This is a genomic window from Nocardia sp. NPDC056000 (assembly GCF_042269265.1).
Classification (GTDB): domain Bacteria; phylum Actinomycetota; class Actinomycetes; order Mycobacteriales; family Mycobacteriaceae; genus Nocardia.
On sequence record NZ_JBHJXS010000016.1, the window covers coordinates 201,917 to 218,263 of the forward strand.

Genomic DNA, 16,347 nt, shown 5'->3' on the forward strand with positions numbered 1-16,347 from the left:
AACCACCATGTCCGTCGATACCAAGCTTCCTGACGAAACCGGTTCCGCCGCACCACTTTCACTGCCCTGGTGGACGCGAGGCGATACCAATGCCTTCTTCGGGTTGTCCTTCAATATTCTCGTCAACGTCCTGACCCTGACCACGCTTTCCATTGCGGTGGTGAAGATTCCGAGCGGCGATGTGCTCGGCACGGTGCTGCCCGCGCTGGGTGTGGCGCTGGTGCTGGGCAATCTCTACTACATGCTGCTGGCGCGAAGACTCGCCCGCCGCGAGGACCGCGATACCGTGACGGCGCTGCCGTACGGGCCGAGCGTGCCGCATATGTTCATCGTGGTCTTCGTGGTCATGCTGCCCATCTATCTGAAGACCAATGACCCGATGAAAGCCTGGTCGGCCGGTCTGGCCTGGGCGTTCATGATCGGCGTCATCGTCATGATCGGGGCGTTCGTCGGACCGTTCATTCGCAAGATCACCCCGCGCGCGGCCATGCTGGGCACCCTCGCGGGCATCTCGATCACCTTCATCGCCATGCGGCCCGCCGCGCAGATGTGGGAGGCGGCCTGGATCGGACTGCCGGTGCTGGCGATCATCCTGATCGGCTTCTTCACCGATGTGAAGCTGCCGGGCAATGTGCCGATCGGCCTGGTGGCGCTGCTCGTCGGCACGGCCATCGGCTGGATCGGCGGCTATATGTCGGTGCCCGATGTGTCGGCCGCCGCGCACGATATCGCGCTGGGACTGCCGGATCTGCGATTGCATCTGCTCTTCGACGGACTGGGCAATCTCGCACCGCTGCTCGCGACGGCAATTCCCTTGGGCGTCTACAACTTCACCGAAGCCATGAGCAATGTGGAGAGCGCGGCGGCGGCGGGCGACAACTACAACCTGCGCAGTGTGCTGCTCGCCGACGGTTTCGGCGCGATCATCGGCTCCGGGTTCGGATCGCCGTTCCCGCCCGCCGTGTACATCGGGCATCCCGGCTGGAAGGACGCGGGCGGGCGCACCGGATACTCGCTCGCCAGCGGTGCGATCATCGGATTGATGTGCTTCCTCGGCCTTTTCGGGGTGCTCGCCACGATTCTGCCGATTCCCGCGATCGTGCCGATCCTGCTGTACATCGGCCTGCTGATCGGTGCGCAGGCCTTCCAGGCGGTGCCGCGCCTGCACGCGGTGGCCGTGGTCGCGGCGCTGCTGCCCAATCTCGCGGAATGGGGAGTGGGGCAGATCGACAATGCGCTCAGCGCCGCCGGAACCACCGCGGACAAGGTCGGCGCGTCCGCGCTGGGGCAGGCGGGCGTGGTCTACGACGGATTGAAGACGCTCGGCTCCGGTGCGGTGCTCGCCGGTCTGGTGCTCGGCACCATGGTGACGTTCATCCTCGAAAAGCGTTTCCGCGCAGCGGCTGTCGCGTCGGTGGTGGGCGCGGGGCTGGCCTTCATCGGGCTCATCCACGCCAGTGAGGTCGGCTGGGCGGCCGCGCCGAAGGTGGCACTGGGCTACCTGTTCTTCGGGGTGGTCTGCCTGGCCTGCGCGTTCCTGCCCAAGCCCGCTCCGGAGCCCGCACCCGACACGCTCGACACGGCCGAGGCGGAATCCACGTAGCGCGAAGGGGCGGGTGCGGGGCACACTCGGTGCTGTGAAGCTGATGCCAGTTGGGGGTGGGCTGTCGTGAGCACGCTTGCTCGAGGAGAGAACCGCCCCGCACCCGGAGAACGATTGACGGTCACCGTCGCCGGTTCGGCCGCACTCGATGTCTCGGCGCTGCTGCTGGGCACGGACGGAAAAGTGCGGTCCGACGCCGATTTCGTCTTCTTCAACCAGCCCGCGGGCCCCGGGGTCACCTATCGGCACGGGGCCGGGCGCGGTGACATGGTCGATGTGCAGACCGGCGCGGTGCCCGCGAATGTGGACAAGGTGGTGGTCACCGCCAGCCTGGACGGCAGCGGGCCCGCCACCTTCGCCGGGGTGGGCACCCTCACCGCGACCATCGGCTCCGATTCAGGGTCCTTGACCTTCCCCATGTCCGGACTCAGCACCGAGACCGCCGTCGTGTGCGTGGAGATCTACCGGCGCGGCGGGGCATGGAAGGTGCGAGCGGTCGGACAGGGCTACGACAACGGGTTGGCCGGTATCGCCGAAGCGTTCGGCGTGAATATCGACGATGAGCCCGCGCCCGCGGCACCGAGCACACAGGCTGTCGCCACCCCGCCCGGCCAATACCCCAGCGCGCCTGCCCCGAGCGCGCCCCCTCCCGCGCCGGGCTCGTATCCGCCGCCCGTACCCGCTGCCCCGCAACCTCATTCACCGTCGCCGGCTTACTCCGCGCCGGCCGCACCCGCCTTTTCGCAAGGAGCCCAGCCCATGCAGAGCGAACTGTTCGATCCCCGTCATGCCGAGGTCAATGGCATCGGCATTCAGAAGCAGGGCGGGAAGATGATCAAGGTCGCCGTCAATGGGGAGGTGATGGCGCGGGCCGGTTCGATGGTGGCCTACCAGGGCGATCTGCAGTTCAAGGCGCTCGGCTCCGGCGGTATCGGCCGCGCGATCCAGCAGCGGTTGACCGGTGAGGGCGTACCGCTCATGAAGGTCACCGGTCGCGGGGACCTGTTCCTGGCCAATGGCGCGGCCGATGTGCACACCGTCGATCTGGACGGCACCGACGGCCTCACCATCAATGGCGCGAATGTGCTCGCCTTCGATCCGACGCTGACCTACAACATCAAAATGGTCCAGGGCGCAGCGGGTTTCGCCAGCAACGCGGGTCTGTTCAACTGCGTCTTCACCGGCCGCGGCCGCATCGCCATCACCACGCACGGCTCCCCCGTCGTCCTCAATGTCGACCAGCCCACCTACGCCGACCCGCAAGCCGCCGTAGCCTGGTCCTCCAGCCTGCAAACCGGCATCAAGCGCAATGACTCCATGGGCTTCAGCCGCCTCATCGGCCGCAGCACCGGCGAGGGCATGACCCTGTCCTTCTCCGGCCGCGGCTTCGTCATCGTGCAACCCTCCGAACTCCCCCCGGGCGGCCTCATCGGCGGCACCGGCGGCGGCCAGGAGGCCGGGCAGAGCGGCGGCCTGCTGGGCGGCATCCTCGGCTGATCACCCGGGAGCATCCCGCCTAGAATCATGGGATGAAGGTGCTCGGTGCTTGCCCGCTGGATTGCCCGGACGGCTGCTCCTGGGTGGTGGATGTCGAGGATGGCGTCGCGGTCGGATTGCGCGGGAACAAGGCGCATCCGGTTACCAGGGGTGCGCTGTGTGTGAAGGTGAACCGGTATCTGGAGCAGTTGAAGTCCGATGAGCGGATCACCTTTCCGATGCGGCGGGTCGGGCGCAAGGGTGAGGGGCGGTTCGAGCGGATCACCTGGGACGAGGCGCTCGATGAGATCGCCACGCGGCTGCAGGGCGTTGTCGCCGAGCACGGCGGGGAGGCGATCTGGCCGTTCCACGGGACCGGGAGCCTCGGGTACATCCAAGGGCTGGAAGGGTTTTCGGGGCGGCGGTTCTTCAATGTGCTGGGCGCTTCGCTGCATGATCCGACGATCTGCTCGGTGGCGGGGACGCTGGGGGTGAAGTACACGCTGGGGACTTCGGGCGGAATGGATCCGGAGGATTTCGTCCATTCGAAGTTGATTCTGCTGTGGGGCACCAATCCGCTGAGTTCGGGACATCACGGGTGGAAGTTCATCCAGGACAGCGGGGCGTACACGGTCGCCATCGATCCGGTGCGCTCGCGCACGGCCGAACGCTGCGATGAGCATCTCGCACCGCTGCCCGGCACCGATGCGGCGCTGGCGCTGGGGCTCATGCACGTGATCGTGTCGATGGGCGCGCAGGATGACGCGTTCATCGCCGAGCACACCGTGGGCTGGGATGAATTCCGCACGCGCATAGCCGAATTCACGCCGGAGCGGGTTGCGGAGATCACCGGCCTGCCGGTCGAGCGGATCGTGGCGCTGGGTGAGCGCATCGCCCGCACCCGCCCCACCGCCATTCGCGCCTCACAGGGCATGCAGCGGCACGCGGGCGGCGGTATGGCGCTGCGGGCGCTGGCCTGCCTGCCTGGCATCACCGGCGACTGGGCGATTCCCGGTGGCGGACTGCACTATTCGACGAGCGGGCACTTCGATCTGAACACCGCCGGTCTGGTGCGCTTCGATCTGCTGCCGCATCCGGTGCGCACGCTGTCCATGACCCGGCTCGGCGAAGGACTGCTGGAAACCGAGGGGCCGCCGGTCAAGGCACTCTTCGTGATCGCCGCGAATCCGGTCGGGTCCAATCCCGATCAGCGGGGCGTGCGACGGGGACTGGCCCGCGAGGATCTGTTCACCGTTGTGCTGGAACACTTTCCGACCGATACCGTGGACTACGCCGATATCGTGCTGCCCGCGACCATGCAGCCCGAACATCTCGATGTGCTGGCCGCGTACGGCAATCTGTATCTGGTGTGGAATGAACCGGCGGTGCCGCCGCCCGGTGAATGCCGCTCCACCACCGAGACTTTCCGGCAGTTGGCGCAGCGCATGGGTCTCACCGAGCCCGCGCTGTACGACTCGGACGAGGAGTTGGCCGCGCAACTGCTGAAGGGCCACGACCTGGACCGTTTGCGCAGGGAGGGCTTCCTGAAGGTATCGCCGCGCCCCGTCCCCGTCGACAAGGTGCGATTCGTCTCGGACCGCGCCGCGATGGCGGGCCACGACCCGCTCCCGGCGTACATCCCGCCCGCCGATCCCGGTGACGGGCTGGTGCTGATCTCGGCGGCCTCGCACTACTTCCTGAACACCACCTTCGGGAACAATCCCGAATTACGCCGCCGCGCTGGCGATCCGACGGTGACCCTGCATCCGGACGATGCCGCCGCCCGCGGTATCGCGGACGGCGATCGCATCACCGTGGCCAATGATCGCGGTTCGTTCGAGGCGATCGCCGAGGTCTCCGATCGGGTGCGCCCTGGCGTGGCCGCCACCCCGAAGGGCCGCTGGGCCAAGCATTCCGGCGGTTCGACCGTGAATGCCACCGTCGCCGAACGTGATTCGGATTTCGGTGGCGGCGCGGTCTTCCACGACAACCGGGTGCGGATCACGGTCGCGGCCGGAATCGCCTAGGAGAACTGGATATTGACCGAGGCCCCGGGCGGAATCCTGCGCACCTGATCGTGGATCTGCCCGAGGATGTGCAGGCTCACCACCATATCGGTGACATCGACGTTCTCGGCCTCCAGCTCACCGCCCAGCACCAGCGGGTGCGAGAAGTCGTAGACCTCGTGCTCCCCCGGCACCAGCCCGCGGCCCTCGAGTTCCAGTGCCAACTCGGCGATCAGGTATTTCTCCTGTCCCGCACCGGTATTCAGCTCCGCCTCGAGTTCGTCCAGGCTGTCCCATTCGCGGGTGAGCTCACCCTCGACGGTGTCCAGCCACCACACGCCGTCGTCCGCGCCGAAGAACACGTCACCGAAGATCGAGGTGAACAGGGGCGTCTTGCCGTCGAGGCCGATCCACGCCCATGAGCTCAGCGCATCGCCGAATTGTTCGGGCGTGAACCATTTGATCAGTTCCACACCGGCACACTACATCTCAGGCGGCGGCGAAGCGGACGGCGAGCTGTGTGCGCGAGGCGCAGGAGGTGGCGGCCAGCACCCGGGTGAGATGTTTCTTCACGGTGTCGACGCCGATGAAGAGCCGTTCGGCGATCTGCCGATTGGTCAGCCCGTGCGCGGCGAGGTCCGCGACCTCCCATTCGCGCGGCGTCAGCTGCCAATTCGACAGGGCGGCACGGCGATCCCGGTCCCGGTTCAACTGTTCCACCACCAGCGGCGCGAGATGTCTGCGCAGCGCGTGCAGCACCGCCAGATCGCGGTCGGGCACCCGGGGCGCGTCCACCACGGCCATGCCGATGTACAGCACCCCGGCCGGACCGCCGTCGACCACCATGGCTGCCTTGTCATTGATGCCGTTGGGCCGCAGGAACTCGAGCAGGAACGGCGCGTCCGGCACGATCTCGGCCAGCCCGGACACCCCGCGCGCACCGATCGCCTCGGCCACCCGCGCATCGCGCAGCGGATCCCTGCCGGACCAGCGCTCGGCGTATTCGGCCAGGAATTCCGGGGTGTATCCGCCCTGCACCCCGCAGCCCTCCTCGACGGCGTCCGCGAGGGTATCCCCGTGCAGCACGGCCACTCCGGTGAAACCGAACCAGCTCTGTAGCGCGAGCACCAGTCGTTCCCGGAATTCGGGCAGGTCGACGGCACGATCGACGGATTCCAGCACGCCGATGAGCCGCCGGTGATCCTCCGCCGAGAGGGATTCGCCCTGCGGTAGCGGCCGGGGCGTGCGGCTGGAATTACGGAGTGCGCCTGTCACGCATCCATATTCCACCTTCGGGCCATACCGGGCCATGCGAGAGCCCGGCATTGTTATCGCCATGAGTACAGAGAACAACACCCGCCGCTGGCTGATCACCGGAGCCAACAGCGGTTTCGGCGCGGCGTTCACCGCGGCCGTGCTGGCCGCGGGCGATGAGGTGATCGCCGCCGTGCGGCGGCCCGAATCGATGGCGGAAGTCGTTGCCGCGCACCCGGATCGGGTGCAGGTGGTGGCGCTGGACGTGCGCGACCCGGCCGCCGCCGAACGAGCGGTCGAGGAAGCCGGGCGTATCGATGTGCTGGTGAACAATGCCGGTTACGGGATTGTCGGGGCCATCGAAGAGACCACCGAGGACGAATTGCGCGATGCCATGGAGGTGATGTTCCACGGGCCGCTGCGCCTGACCCGGTTGGTGCTTCCGCAGCTGCGCGAACGGCGCGGCGGCGCGATCGTGCAGGTCAGCAGCATGGGCGGTTTCATGTCATTCGCCGGTGTCGGCGGCTACAGCGCGGCCAAGGGTGCGCTGGAATTGGCCAGCGAGGCGCTGGCGGCAGAGGTGGCGCCGCTCGGCATCCAGGTGCTGATCGTGGAGCCCGGTGCGTTCCGGACCGGTTTCGCCAAGCCGGACGCCCTGCGCGTCACCGGTGCGATCGCGGACTACGCGGGAACGGCCGGGGTGGCCCGGGATGGACTGCCGTCCTCGGATCAGCAGCAGGAGGGTGATCCGGCCAAGGCGGCGGCCGCGGTGATAGCCGTTGTCGGTCAGCCGAATCCGCCGCTGCGCCTGGCACTGGGGCCGGACGCGGTGGGCGCGATTCGTGGCAAACTCGCGGCTGTCGCCGCGGACCTGGATGCGACCGCCCACCTCGGCCTGACCACCGGTCTCGCGAACTAGGCCGCGCTACCGCTCGCCTGCGACATGATCGTGGTGAAAATGTTGGCGATGACTTCGAGCAGTTCCATCGGGTACCTCATCAACTGGAAAGTGGGACACCGCAGCCTCATCGACCCCGGTGTACGCCGGGTGTCGGGGGCATGAATACCCGTGGTCATTCTGCACACCTGCGGCAAATGTCCGTTGTGACCGAATTTGTGTAACGCTCATCACAGCTCGCTGTTACCGTGGCGGAACCCGTCGCATGCGAGGCGGTGGGCCGCACATTCTCTCGGAGGTGGGTCGACATGACCTCGGTTCTGTATTCGGCGCAACAGCGACTGGCACATACCGCCGAGATCATAAAGGGCCTGAAAACGCTGCGGGACAAGGGCATTACCGATCCGCGCAATCCGGTGGAGACGCTGCGCACCGCCCGGGAATCACAGGTGTTCGGCCCGCCAGCCACCGCCGTCCGCCATGCCGCGCGCGTCTGGCCCGAGCTCATCGGGCTCGCCGACGAACGCGGTGAACTCACCTACCGCGAGATGGACGAGCGCTCGAACGCGGTGGCGCGCGGCCTGCAACGCCTCGGCGTCACCCCCGGCACCGTGATCGGCCTGCTCGCCCGTGATCACCGCGGCCTGCTGCTGGCCATGGTCGCGGCGGGCAAGCTCGGCGCACGGGTCGCGCTGATGAACACCGGATTCGCCAAACCGCAGTTCGCGCAGGTCTGCGAGCGGGAGAACGTCAAGGTAGTCATTCACGACAGCGAATTCCTGGGGCTGCTCGACGCCTTGCCCGCCGACCTGCCGCGGGTATTCAGCTGGGTCGACGAGGGCGTCGAACTGCCCGCGGGCGCGATCACCCTCGACACCCTGATCGACGCCAATGCCAAAGCCCCGCTGCCGAATCCGAAGAAGCCGGGCGGGGTAGTCATCCTCACCAGCGGCACCACCGGACTGCCCAAGGGCGCACCCCGCGACAAGACATCGCCGCTGGCCACCGTGCAGGTGATCGATCGCATCGACTTCCCGTCCCAGGGCACCATGGTCATCGTCTCGCCGATCTTCCACAGCACCGGACTGGCCACCTGGCTGGTCGGCACCGGACTCGGCAACAAGGTGGTGGTGGCGCGCCGCTTCGACGCCGAGCGCACCTTGCGCCTGATCGCCGAGCACAAAGCGGAGATGCTCGTGGCGGTGCCGACCATGCTGCATCGAATGGTGGAGCTGGACAAGGATATTCGCGATCGGTACGACACCTCGTCGCTGAAGGCGATCGTGATCGCGGGTTCGGCGCTGTCCCCGGAACTCTCGGTGCGCACCGCCGAGGTGTTCGGCCCGGTGCTCTACAACCTGTACGGCTCCACCGAATGCGCGGTGGCGACGGTGGCGCGACCGGAGGATCTGGCCATCGCGCCGGGCACCGCGGGCCGCTCCCCCACCACCTGCGAGGTGGTGCTGTTCGACGCGGACGGGAAGCGCATTCGCGCCAAGAACGTCACCGGCCGCATCTTCATTCGCTCGGGCGCGCCGTTCAAGGGCTACACCGACGGACGGCACAAGCAGATCATCGACGGCTATATGTCCAGCGGCGATGTCGGCCATTTCGATGATCGCGGACTGCTTTTCGTGGACGGCCGCGATGACGACATGATCGTCTCCGGCGGTGAGAACGTCTTCCCGCAGGAGGTGGAGAACCTGCTGCTGGAACGCCCCGATGTCTTCGACGCGGCGGTGGTCGGCGTGGACGATGTGGAATTCGGCAAACGCCTGCGCGCCTTCATCGTGCTCGAACCCGGTGCGGCCGCGCCCGATCCGGCGGAGATCAAGGCGTACATCAAGAACAATCTGGCCCGCTACAAGGTGCCCCGGGACGTGTTCTTCCTGGATGATCTGCCGCGCAATGCCACCGGCAAACTGCTGCGCCGGGTGCTCGTGGAATACCAGGAGCCCGCGAAATCCTGAGCCGCTCCCCGATCCGCGCGGGTGTCGTCCCCGCCACCACCTGGGCGGTTTATACGCTACTTCGGGTACCAGAGACCTCGGCCACACCCTTCCCACCAGCGCTTGCTAGGGTTAGCGGTGCACTGGATCTCGAGGTTGCGGTCCGAGCGCCGACTCGTCCGGCGGGGGATCGCGGAAGGTTGTACCTATGTCTCTTGCCCTTCCGTCGGCAGGCACGGTTTTTCGCAAGGCCGGTGATACGGCGCTGAGTGTCAACGCCATGGTGCGCGGGGGTCTGTTCAATCCGCTGCGCCCGGATCAGGCGGTGCGATCGGCGCTCAATGTGCTCAAGTTCGGGCCGTTCGCGGGCGCGGTCGTACACGCCGCCAACACCAATCCGAAGTCGGCGGCCATTGTCGACGAGCGCGGCGAGATGACCTTCGAGCAGCTGGACAAGCAGTCCTCGGCGTTCGCGCGCGGCCTCGCCGCCCAGGGTCTGGGCCCGGGCGATGTGATCGGCGTGCTGGCGCGCGATCATCGCGGCATGGTGCTCGCCTTGGTCGCCGCGGGCAAGCTCGGTGTGCGCGCGGTGCTGATGAACACCGGTTTCGCCAAACCGCAGTTCGCGGATGTGGCGACGCGCGAGAAGGTCAAGGCGGTGCTGCACGACAGCGAGTTCTTCGATCTGATGGGCGCGATTCCGGCCGAGATCCCGCGCATCCTGACCTGGGTCGACGAGAAGGACAACGCGGACCCGTCGATTCCGACCATCGAATCGGTGGCGGCCGGGCAGTCCACCGCACCGCTGTCCCCGCCGGATAAGCCGGGCGGCATGGTCATTCTGACCAGCGGTACCACCGGCACCCCGAAGGGCGCGCCCCGCGATAAGGTCAGCCCCTTCATCACCGCGCAGTTCCTGGATCGAATTCCGTTGCCGCGCAACAGCACCGTGGTGATGGCCGCGCCGATCTTCCACGCCACCGGACTGTCCCAGTTCACCATCTCCATCGCACTGGGCAATCGAGTCGTATTCCAGCAGCGGCGCTTCGACCCCGAGACCACCCTGGCCAATATCCAGAAGTACCGGGCACAGGGCCTGACCGTGGTGCCGACCATGCTGCAGCGCATCCTCGACCTGCCCGCGGAGACCCTCGCCAAGTACCAGCCGAGCGAGACCCTGCGCGTGCTCTTCGCCGCCGGTTCGGCCATCCCGCCGGACGTGGTCACCCGCACCCTGGACTACTTCGGCGATTCGCTCTACAACGTGTACGGCTCCACCGAATGCGCCGTCATGACCGTGGCCAATCCGGCGGAACTGCGCAAGGCGCCGACCACCGCGGGCAAGGCGCCGGTGGGCATTCGCATCGCGCTGTACGACGAGAACCGCAAGCGCATCACCGCGCCGAACGTGACCGGCACGATCTTCATCGAGAACGGGCACTCGTTCAAGCAGTACACCGACGGGCGCACCAAGGAGTACGTCGACGGGCTCATGTCCAGCGGCGATGTCGGCCACTTCGATACCGACGGACTGCTTTTCATCGACGGGCGCGATGACGACATGATCGTCTCCGGTGGCGAGAACGTCTTCCCGCAGGAGGTGGAGAACCTGCTCTCCAACCGTCCCGATGTGCTCGAGGCGGCCGTGGTCGGCGTCGAGGACCGCGACTTCGGTAAGCGGCTGCGCGCCATCGTGGTGCCGGGTCCGGACTCCAAGCGCGATGTCCAGGAGATCAAGGACTACGTCAAGGAGAATCTGGCGCGCTACAAGGTGCCGCGCGAGGTCATCTTCCTCGATGAGCTGCCGCGCAATGCCACCGGCAAGCTGCTGCGCAAGCCGCTGATCGAAATGGCAGTTCCCGCCGAGTAATTCCGGATGGAAGCGAGAATCCCGGGCCGCGAAAAGGGTCCGGAATTCTCAGCTATTATCAGCGCGTGAGTTTCGAGTCCGGCCGGTCGACGGCGCATAACAGCGGTGATGCCGCTGTATTGCGCGGTGGATCGGCCGGACTGCTCTCCGGAGCGTTCGCGGTCGCCGCGCACGGCTGGATATCGGGGGCCGCACCGCTGGAGTCCGGGGCGCTGACGCTGCTGGTGGCCGCCTCGGCGGCGGTCGGGGCGCTGGTGGCCGGAATCGGCGCGCTGCGCACCACCTGGCTCGGGCTCGTGATCGCGCTCATCGGCGGGCAGTTGCTCGGGCACTTCAGCATGATGTGGGGTTCGCCGGGCAGCAGTGCGCACCACCATCATCACGCGTCGATGTGGAGTCCGGCCATGCTGGCCGCGCATATCGTGGCGGCCTGCGTGGCCGCCGTGGTGATCCTGGGCGCGGAGGGCGCGTATCGCATAGCCAGCACGGTGCTGGCTTGGGCGCTGCCCGTTGCCGTTTCGCTGCCGGTGCTGACCGGACCACCTCAGCTTCCGATCGCGCATCGCGATCGAGTCGTGCTGCGCGTGCTCGCGGCCGACGCCTTCCGGACCCGCGGTCCGCCCATTCTCGGTCGAGTCTGATTTCTCCTCTCACCCGGCACGGACCTGAGTGTTCGTGTGTCTTCGCCGTATTCGGCGTACCCGGGTTCTCCTCGAACATCAGAAAGACCGCCGGTGACTATTACCGAGAGCGGTGCCGTAGAGACGGTACCGCCTATTCAACCTGCCCAGAATTCGGAATCCCCACCTAAACGCAGTGCGGGCAATGCCTTTCAGGCGTTGATGCTGCGACTGCATTTCTATGCCGGTGTATTCGTCGCACCGTTCATTCTCATTGCCGCCGTGACCGGTGCGCTGTACGCGGTGGCGCCCACGCTGGAGACCTTCGTCGATCGCGGTCTGCTGCACACCGATTCGACCGGTCCGGCCAAACCGCTGTCCGCGCAGATCGCCGCGGCCACCGCTGTGGAGCCGAAGCTGGCGCTGGTGGCGGTCGCACCGGCGCAGAACAGCGGTGACACCACCCGGGTCATCTTCAGCGATCCGAGCCTCGGCGAATCCGAGCGCCGCGCGGTGTTCATCGATCCGGTGACCGCCACGTCCGTCGGCGACAGCGTCGTCTACGGCAGTTCCGGGGCGCTGCCCACGCGCACCTGGATCGATCAACTGCACCGGGATCTGCACCTGGGCGACTTCGGCCGCTACTACAGCGAGATCGCGGCGTCCTGGCTGTGGGTCATCGCACTGGCCGGACTGGTGCTGTGGTTCCGCCGGGTGCGGGCGCGGCGCGAAAAGCGCTCGGCCGGTTGGCTGTTCCGCCCGGATCGGTCCCGGCCGCGCGCCCGCACGCTGAATTGGCATGCGGCCGTGGGCATCTGGATTCTGCCGGTGCTGCTGTTGCTGTCGGCGACCGGTATGACCTGGTCCAAGTACGCCGGTGAGAACGTCACCAAACTGCGCCAGGAAATGAGCTGGACCACGCCGTCGGTGACCACCAAGCTGCCCGGCACCGAGGGTCCGGCCATGCCCGCCGGTGGTGACCACGCCGGTCACGGCGGGGGCGCGACGCCCGCCGCCGCACCGAATCCGAACAAGGCGGCGCTGGTGGACACCGTGTACGCGGTGGCTCGCGCCAACGGTGTGGACGGCCCCATCGAGATCAGCATTCCGGCCAAGGACGGCACCGCGTTCGTGGCCAAGGAGCTGCGCCGTCCCGGCGTGCTGACCGTCGACGCCATCGCCGTGAACGGCAGCACCGGCGTCGTCACCGATTCGCTGAAGTACTCGGATTGGCCGCTGGCGGCGAAATTGACCAACTGGGGCATCCAGTTCCATATGGGGCTGATGTTCGGGCTGCTCAATCAGCTGCTGTTGCTCGCGGTCATGATCGGGCTGCTCACCGTGGTGGTGCGCGGATACCTGATGTGGTGGCGACGCCGGCCGACCAAGTCCGAGGCCAAGGTCGCGCTGGGCAGGGCCCCGCGGCGCGGTGCGCTGCGGCAGACGCCGATCACCGTCCTGGTGCCGTTCCTCGCGGTCGCCGCGGTGGCGGCCTGGTTCGCACCGATGATCGGCATTCCACTCCTCGGCTTCCTGCTGGTGGACGTCCTGGTGGGCTTGGCATCCCGCCGTCGCGCCACCGCCTGACAACCGAATCCCACTGAGCGGCACGGCGATTGGGCCGTGCCGCCGGTAAACCATACCTTCACGCCGATCCCGGCGGTCGGGATCGACTCTGCCCGTGCAGTACCTGACCTGCACTGACACAAGGATTTTCACCTGATGAAGCTCAACACCTTCGCCGCGTCCATCGTCATGTCGAGCGCGCTCGCCGTCTGCGCAGGCACCGCGCACGCCGATACGACGGCCGATTCGGCGATCAACTACACCGCCACGAACAGCGAGACCAATACGGTCATCCGCACCGATGCCGGTTCCATGGCGGTCGAGGACGGCGTCTTCAAGATCAAGGCGGCCGACGGCAAGACCATCGCCGGAACCGAATTGACCTTCCGCGTAGACGATTTCGTCTTCCCCATCGCCACCGAGATCCACGACCGGGTGGCCACCCTCACCCCGCAGTTCGACCTGGCCCACGCCGCCTACCGGCCCGTGGCCCTCCCGTTCGAGAACGGGGCGCCCTGGAAGACCGAATACGACCGCGAACAGGCCGCCTGGAGCCGCATGACCAGCACCATCGGCATGGGCGCGACGATCGGCACCCTGGTCGGCGGCCTCGGCGGCGCGGCGGTCGGCTGCCTCATCGGCGGCGCCACCCTCGCCACCGTGACCGGTGCGCTGACCGCCATGTTCGGCGCGCTGGGCGGTGCGGTGCTCGGGTGCATCGTCGGCATGAGCGTGATCGGTTTCCTCGGAACCGTCGCGGGCCAGATCTTCGTGACGGCTCCGGTGGCGATTCTCGCTGCGGCGCAGTACTTCACGACGATCAACCAGCCGTTCACGGCACCGGCCAAGTAGGCCCGGAATACGCGCTGCGGTATCCCCCGGGTAACCGGGCGATACCGCAGGCTATCCCCCGAGCTTCCCGGTGAGTAGCGACTCCAGCTCGGCGGCGACTTCCTCGAGGGGTTCGAGACTGCGGTGCACCCGGCAGAGGATTATCGCGCCCTCGACGGACGAAAGCGTCAGTGTGGCAAGGCTTCCGGCGCGGGATGCGGGGATGCCCGCGGAGATAAGGGATGCGACGAGCGCGGTGCGCCAGCGAGTGAAGGTGGCCGATACCTCCGGATGCAGGGCGCGATCGTCGTCGGTGCCGCTGACCGCCACCGCGACGGCGGGGCAGACGGCTTGGAAGTCCTCGGTGTTCAACAGGATCCGCCGCCAGAAGTCGACGAGACGGTGCAGCGCTTCCACCGGGCCGACGGTCGAGGTCTCCTCGATGATGGCGGCGATGGCATCGGACGCCAGACCCAAACTCTCACCGAGTAATTGGCGGCGGCCACCCGGGAAATGATGGTAGACCGAGCCGCGCGGCGTGCCGGTGCGGGCGAGCACGGCATCGATGGTGACACCCGCGGAGCCGCGTTCGCGCAACAGCTCCACCCCGCCGATCAGCATCTTGCGCCTGGTTGAACCACGTGCTGCCATGACGCTAATCCTCGTGCGGTGCTTCGAATTTCGCCTGCACGGCGGAAAGGTTCGCGCGCATATTGCGCTCCCATTCGACCAGGCGATTGGCGATGATCCGGCCTTCCTTCTCCGGCATGGCGGTAATGGCCGCGTTCAGCCCGGACGGGTCCGGCCCCATCCGGCCCCACTGCCGCACGATCACCCCGGAGCTCGCCGGATCGATCTCGAAACCCCAGGTGGCGCTGACGCCGAGCGGCCCGCGCACCTGCCATACCCAGCGGCGTTCGGGCTCCACCTCGATCACCTCGCATTCGGTGCTCCACGCACCCATGGCGCTGTGCTGATTCGTGCCCCGGAATCGTGCGCCGAGCTCGACGTGGTCCGCGCCGTCCAGCCATTCGACCGAGTCCAGTTCATCGGAGGCGAGGGCGGGCAGCCCGATATCGGTGACCACGGCCCACGCCTGCTCCGGGGTACAGGACACCCGCTGGGAAACTTCGACGGTTGGTTGATCGCGGTAGCGCACTGTGCAGCCTTTCGGGGTTCCGGCCAGAGTTTCTATGGTCTATAACATAGAACATGATGTCGATGGAGCCCAAGGGGAAACCGCTCGAGGTCGGAGTCGTGATCGAACCGCGCCTGCCGGGGGCGGCGGAGTTCGCGGTGGAGGCGGAGCGGCTCGGCGTCGCCTCGCTATGGGTGCCGGAGGTGTGGGGGTACGACGCGCTGACCGGGCTGGCCTACCTCGCCGCCGAGACCTCGACGATCCGATTGGGCACCTTCGTGGTTCAGCTCGGCTCGCGCTCACCGGCGCTGCTGGCCACCTCGGCGCTGAGTCTGCAGGAGCTCTCGGGCGGGCGCTTCAACCTGGGCATCGGGGTATCCGGGCCGCGGGTGATGGAGGGGTGGCATGGCGTGCGATTCCGCAAACCCGTTGCCACCACTCGCGAAACCATCGAGATCCTGCGAATCATCAGTCGCGGTGAACCTTTGAGCTACGACGGCGAGGTGTACACGCTGCCGCTGCCGGACAGCGCCGGTCGGACGCTGCGGCCGCTGGTCGCGCCGCGCGAGGTACCGGTATACGTCGCGTCCATGGGTCCGGCGAATCTCCGGCTCACCGGTGCGGCGGCGGACGGGTGGCTCGGCAACGCGTTCATTCCCGAAGCGGCCGAGGTGTTCTTCGATCCGCTGCGGGAGGGCGCGGAATCAGCGGGCCGCACACTCGGCGATCTGGATCTGGTGGCACCGGTGGCCGTCGAGTTCGCCGATGACGAAACCGATGCGGCACAGCGTATTCGGAAGCACGCCGAGGGCTACGCCTTCACCATCGGCGCGATGGGTGCGAACGGGCGCAACTTCTACAACGAGGCGTTCACCCGGCTCGGATTCGGTCCGGCCGTCGAGCGGGTGGCCCAGCTGTGGCAGTCCGGCGATCGCGATGCGGCGCGCCGCACGGTCCCGCTCGAACTGGGCAGCCACACCAATCTGGTCGGCACCGCCGACGATATCGCCGAGCGCGTGAAACGCTATCGGGCAGCGGGCATTTCGACACTGCTCGCCAAGATGGAGACGCCGTTCGAGGAACAGCTGGTCACCCTGCGCCGACTGCTGGAGCTGGTGCGCGCCTGAACGGGCGGG

Annotated in this window: 14 protein-coding genes; 10 read left to right on the forward strand and 4 right to left on the reverse strand. The window is 67.3% G+C overall.

Annotated elements, in window-relative coordinates:
• Positions 1-7: 7 nt before the first annotated feature.
• From ACFC4D_RS39190 to ACFC4D_RS39200, 3 genes are all read left to right on the forward strand, one after another.
• Positions 8-1,603 carry a regulator gene (locus ACFC4D_RS39190; protein WP_376071115.1) on the forward strand — a complete coding sequence of 532 codons (1,596 nt, stop codon included), beginning with the start codon at positions 8-10 and terminating at the stop codon, positions 1,601-1,603.
• A 66-nt stretch (positions 1,604-1,669) separates the two neighbouring features.
• Positions 1,670-3,100, forward strand: coding sequence for an AIM24 family protein (locus ACFC4D_RS39195; protein WP_376071118.1), 1,431 nt, complete (start codon positions 1,670-1,672; stop codon positions 3,098-3,100).
• Positions 3,101-3,132: 32 nt separating this feature from the next.
• The gene (locus tag ACFC4D_RS39200; RefSeq protein WP_376071121.1) at positions 3,133-5,106 is read left to right on the forward strand and encodes a molybdopterin-dependent oxidoreductase; all 1,974 of its coding nucleotides are present in this window, start codon (positions 3,133-3,135) and stop codon (positions 5,104-5,106) included.
• Here the strand turns inward: ACFC4D_RS39200 and ACFC4D_RS39205 are convergent.
• On the reverse strand, positions 5,103-5,558 hold the full coding sequence (locus tag ACFC4D_RS39205) for a T6SS immunity protein Tdi1 domain-containing protein (protein WP_375966153.1): 456 nt from the start codon (positions 5,556-5,558) through the stop codon (positions 5,103-5,105). The genes ACFC4D_RS39200 and ACFC4D_RS39205 overlap by 4 nt on opposite strands.
• Positions 5,559-5,574: 16 nt before the next feature.
• Positions 5,575-6,360: a LuxR C-terminal-related transcriptional regulator gene (locus ACFC4D_RS39210; RefSeq protein ID WP_375966151.1), complete on the reverse strand. Its 786-nt coding sequence runs from the start codon at positions 6,358-6,360 to the stop codon at positions 5,575-5,577.
• A gap of 61 nt (positions 6,361-6,421) precedes the next feature.
• Here ACFC4D_RS39210 and ACFC4D_RS39215 point away from each other — a divergent pair, with 61 nt between their 5' ends.
• The 6 genes from ACFC4D_RS39215 to ACFC4D_RS39240 all read left to right on the forward strand — a co-directional run bounded on the left by ACFC4D_RS39215 (position 6,422) and on the right by ACFC4D_RS39240 (position 14,094).
• Positions 6,422-7,258, forward strand: coding sequence for an SDR family NAD(P)-dependent oxidoreductase (locus ACFC4D_RS39215; protein WP_376071123.1), 837 nt, complete (start codon positions 6,422-6,424; stop codon positions 7,256-7,258).
• A gap of 287 nt (positions 7,259-7,545) precedes the next feature.
• Positions 7,546-9,207 carry an acyl-CoA synthetase gene (locus ACFC4D_RS39220; RefSeq protein ID WP_376071126.1) on the forward strand — a complete coding sequence of 554 codons (1,662 nt, stop codon included), beginning with the start codon at positions 7,546-7,548 and terminating at the stop codon, positions 9,205-9,207.
• Between the two features lie 187 nt (positions 9,208-9,394).
• A complete protein-coding gene (locus tag ACFC4D_RS39225) occupies positions 9,395-11,056 on the forward strand; it encodes an acyl-CoA synthetase (RefSeq protein ID WP_375966145.1) in 1,662 nt (553 codons plus the stop codon).
• Positions 11,057-11,121: 65 nt separating this feature from the next.
• A complete protein-coding gene (locus tag ACFC4D_RS39230; RefSeq protein WP_376071129.1) occupies positions 11,122-11,697 on the forward strand; it encodes a hypothetical protein in 576 nt (191 codons plus the stop codon).
• A gap of 201 nt (positions 11,698-11,898) precedes the next feature.
• A complete protein-coding gene (locus ACFC4D_RS39235) occupies positions 11,899-13,263 on the forward strand; it encodes a PepSY-associated TM helix domain-containing protein (RefSeq protein ID WP_375966140.1) in 1,365 nt (454 codons plus the stop codon).
• A 135-nt stretch (positions 13,264-13,398) separates the two neighbouring features.
• Entirely contained in the window at positions 13,399-14,094 is a 696-nt protein-coding gene (locus ACFC4D_RS39240; protein WP_376071132.1) for a hypothetical protein, read from the forward strand.
• A 51-nt stretch (positions 14,095-14,145) separates the two neighbouring features.
• Here ACFC4D_RS39240 and ACFC4D_RS39245 read toward each other — a convergent pair whose 3' ends face one another.
• Entirely contained in the window at positions 14,146-14,724 is a 579-nt protein-coding gene (locus tag ACFC4D_RS39245) for a TetR/AcrR family transcriptional regulator (protein ID WP_376071135.1), read from the reverse strand.
• A gap of 4 nt (positions 14,725-14,728) precedes the next feature.
• Positions 14,729-15,232: an SRPBCC family protein gene (locus ACFC4D_RS39250; protein WP_375966132.1), complete on the reverse strand. Its 504-nt coding sequence runs from the start codon at positions 15,230-15,232 to the stop codon at positions 14,729-14,731.
• 53 nt (positions 15,233-15,285) lie between these two features.
• On the opposite strand from ACFC4D_RS39250, the gene ACFC4D_RS39255 reads away from it, so the two are divergent.
• The gene (locus ACFC4D_RS39255; protein WP_376071137.1) at positions 15,286-16,338 is read left to right on the forward strand and encodes an LLM class flavin-dependent oxidoreductase; all 1,053 of its coding nucleotides are present in this window, start codon (positions 15,286-15,288) and stop codon (positions 16,336-16,338) included.
• The last annotated feature ends 9 nt before the right edge of the window (positions 16,339-16,347 follow it).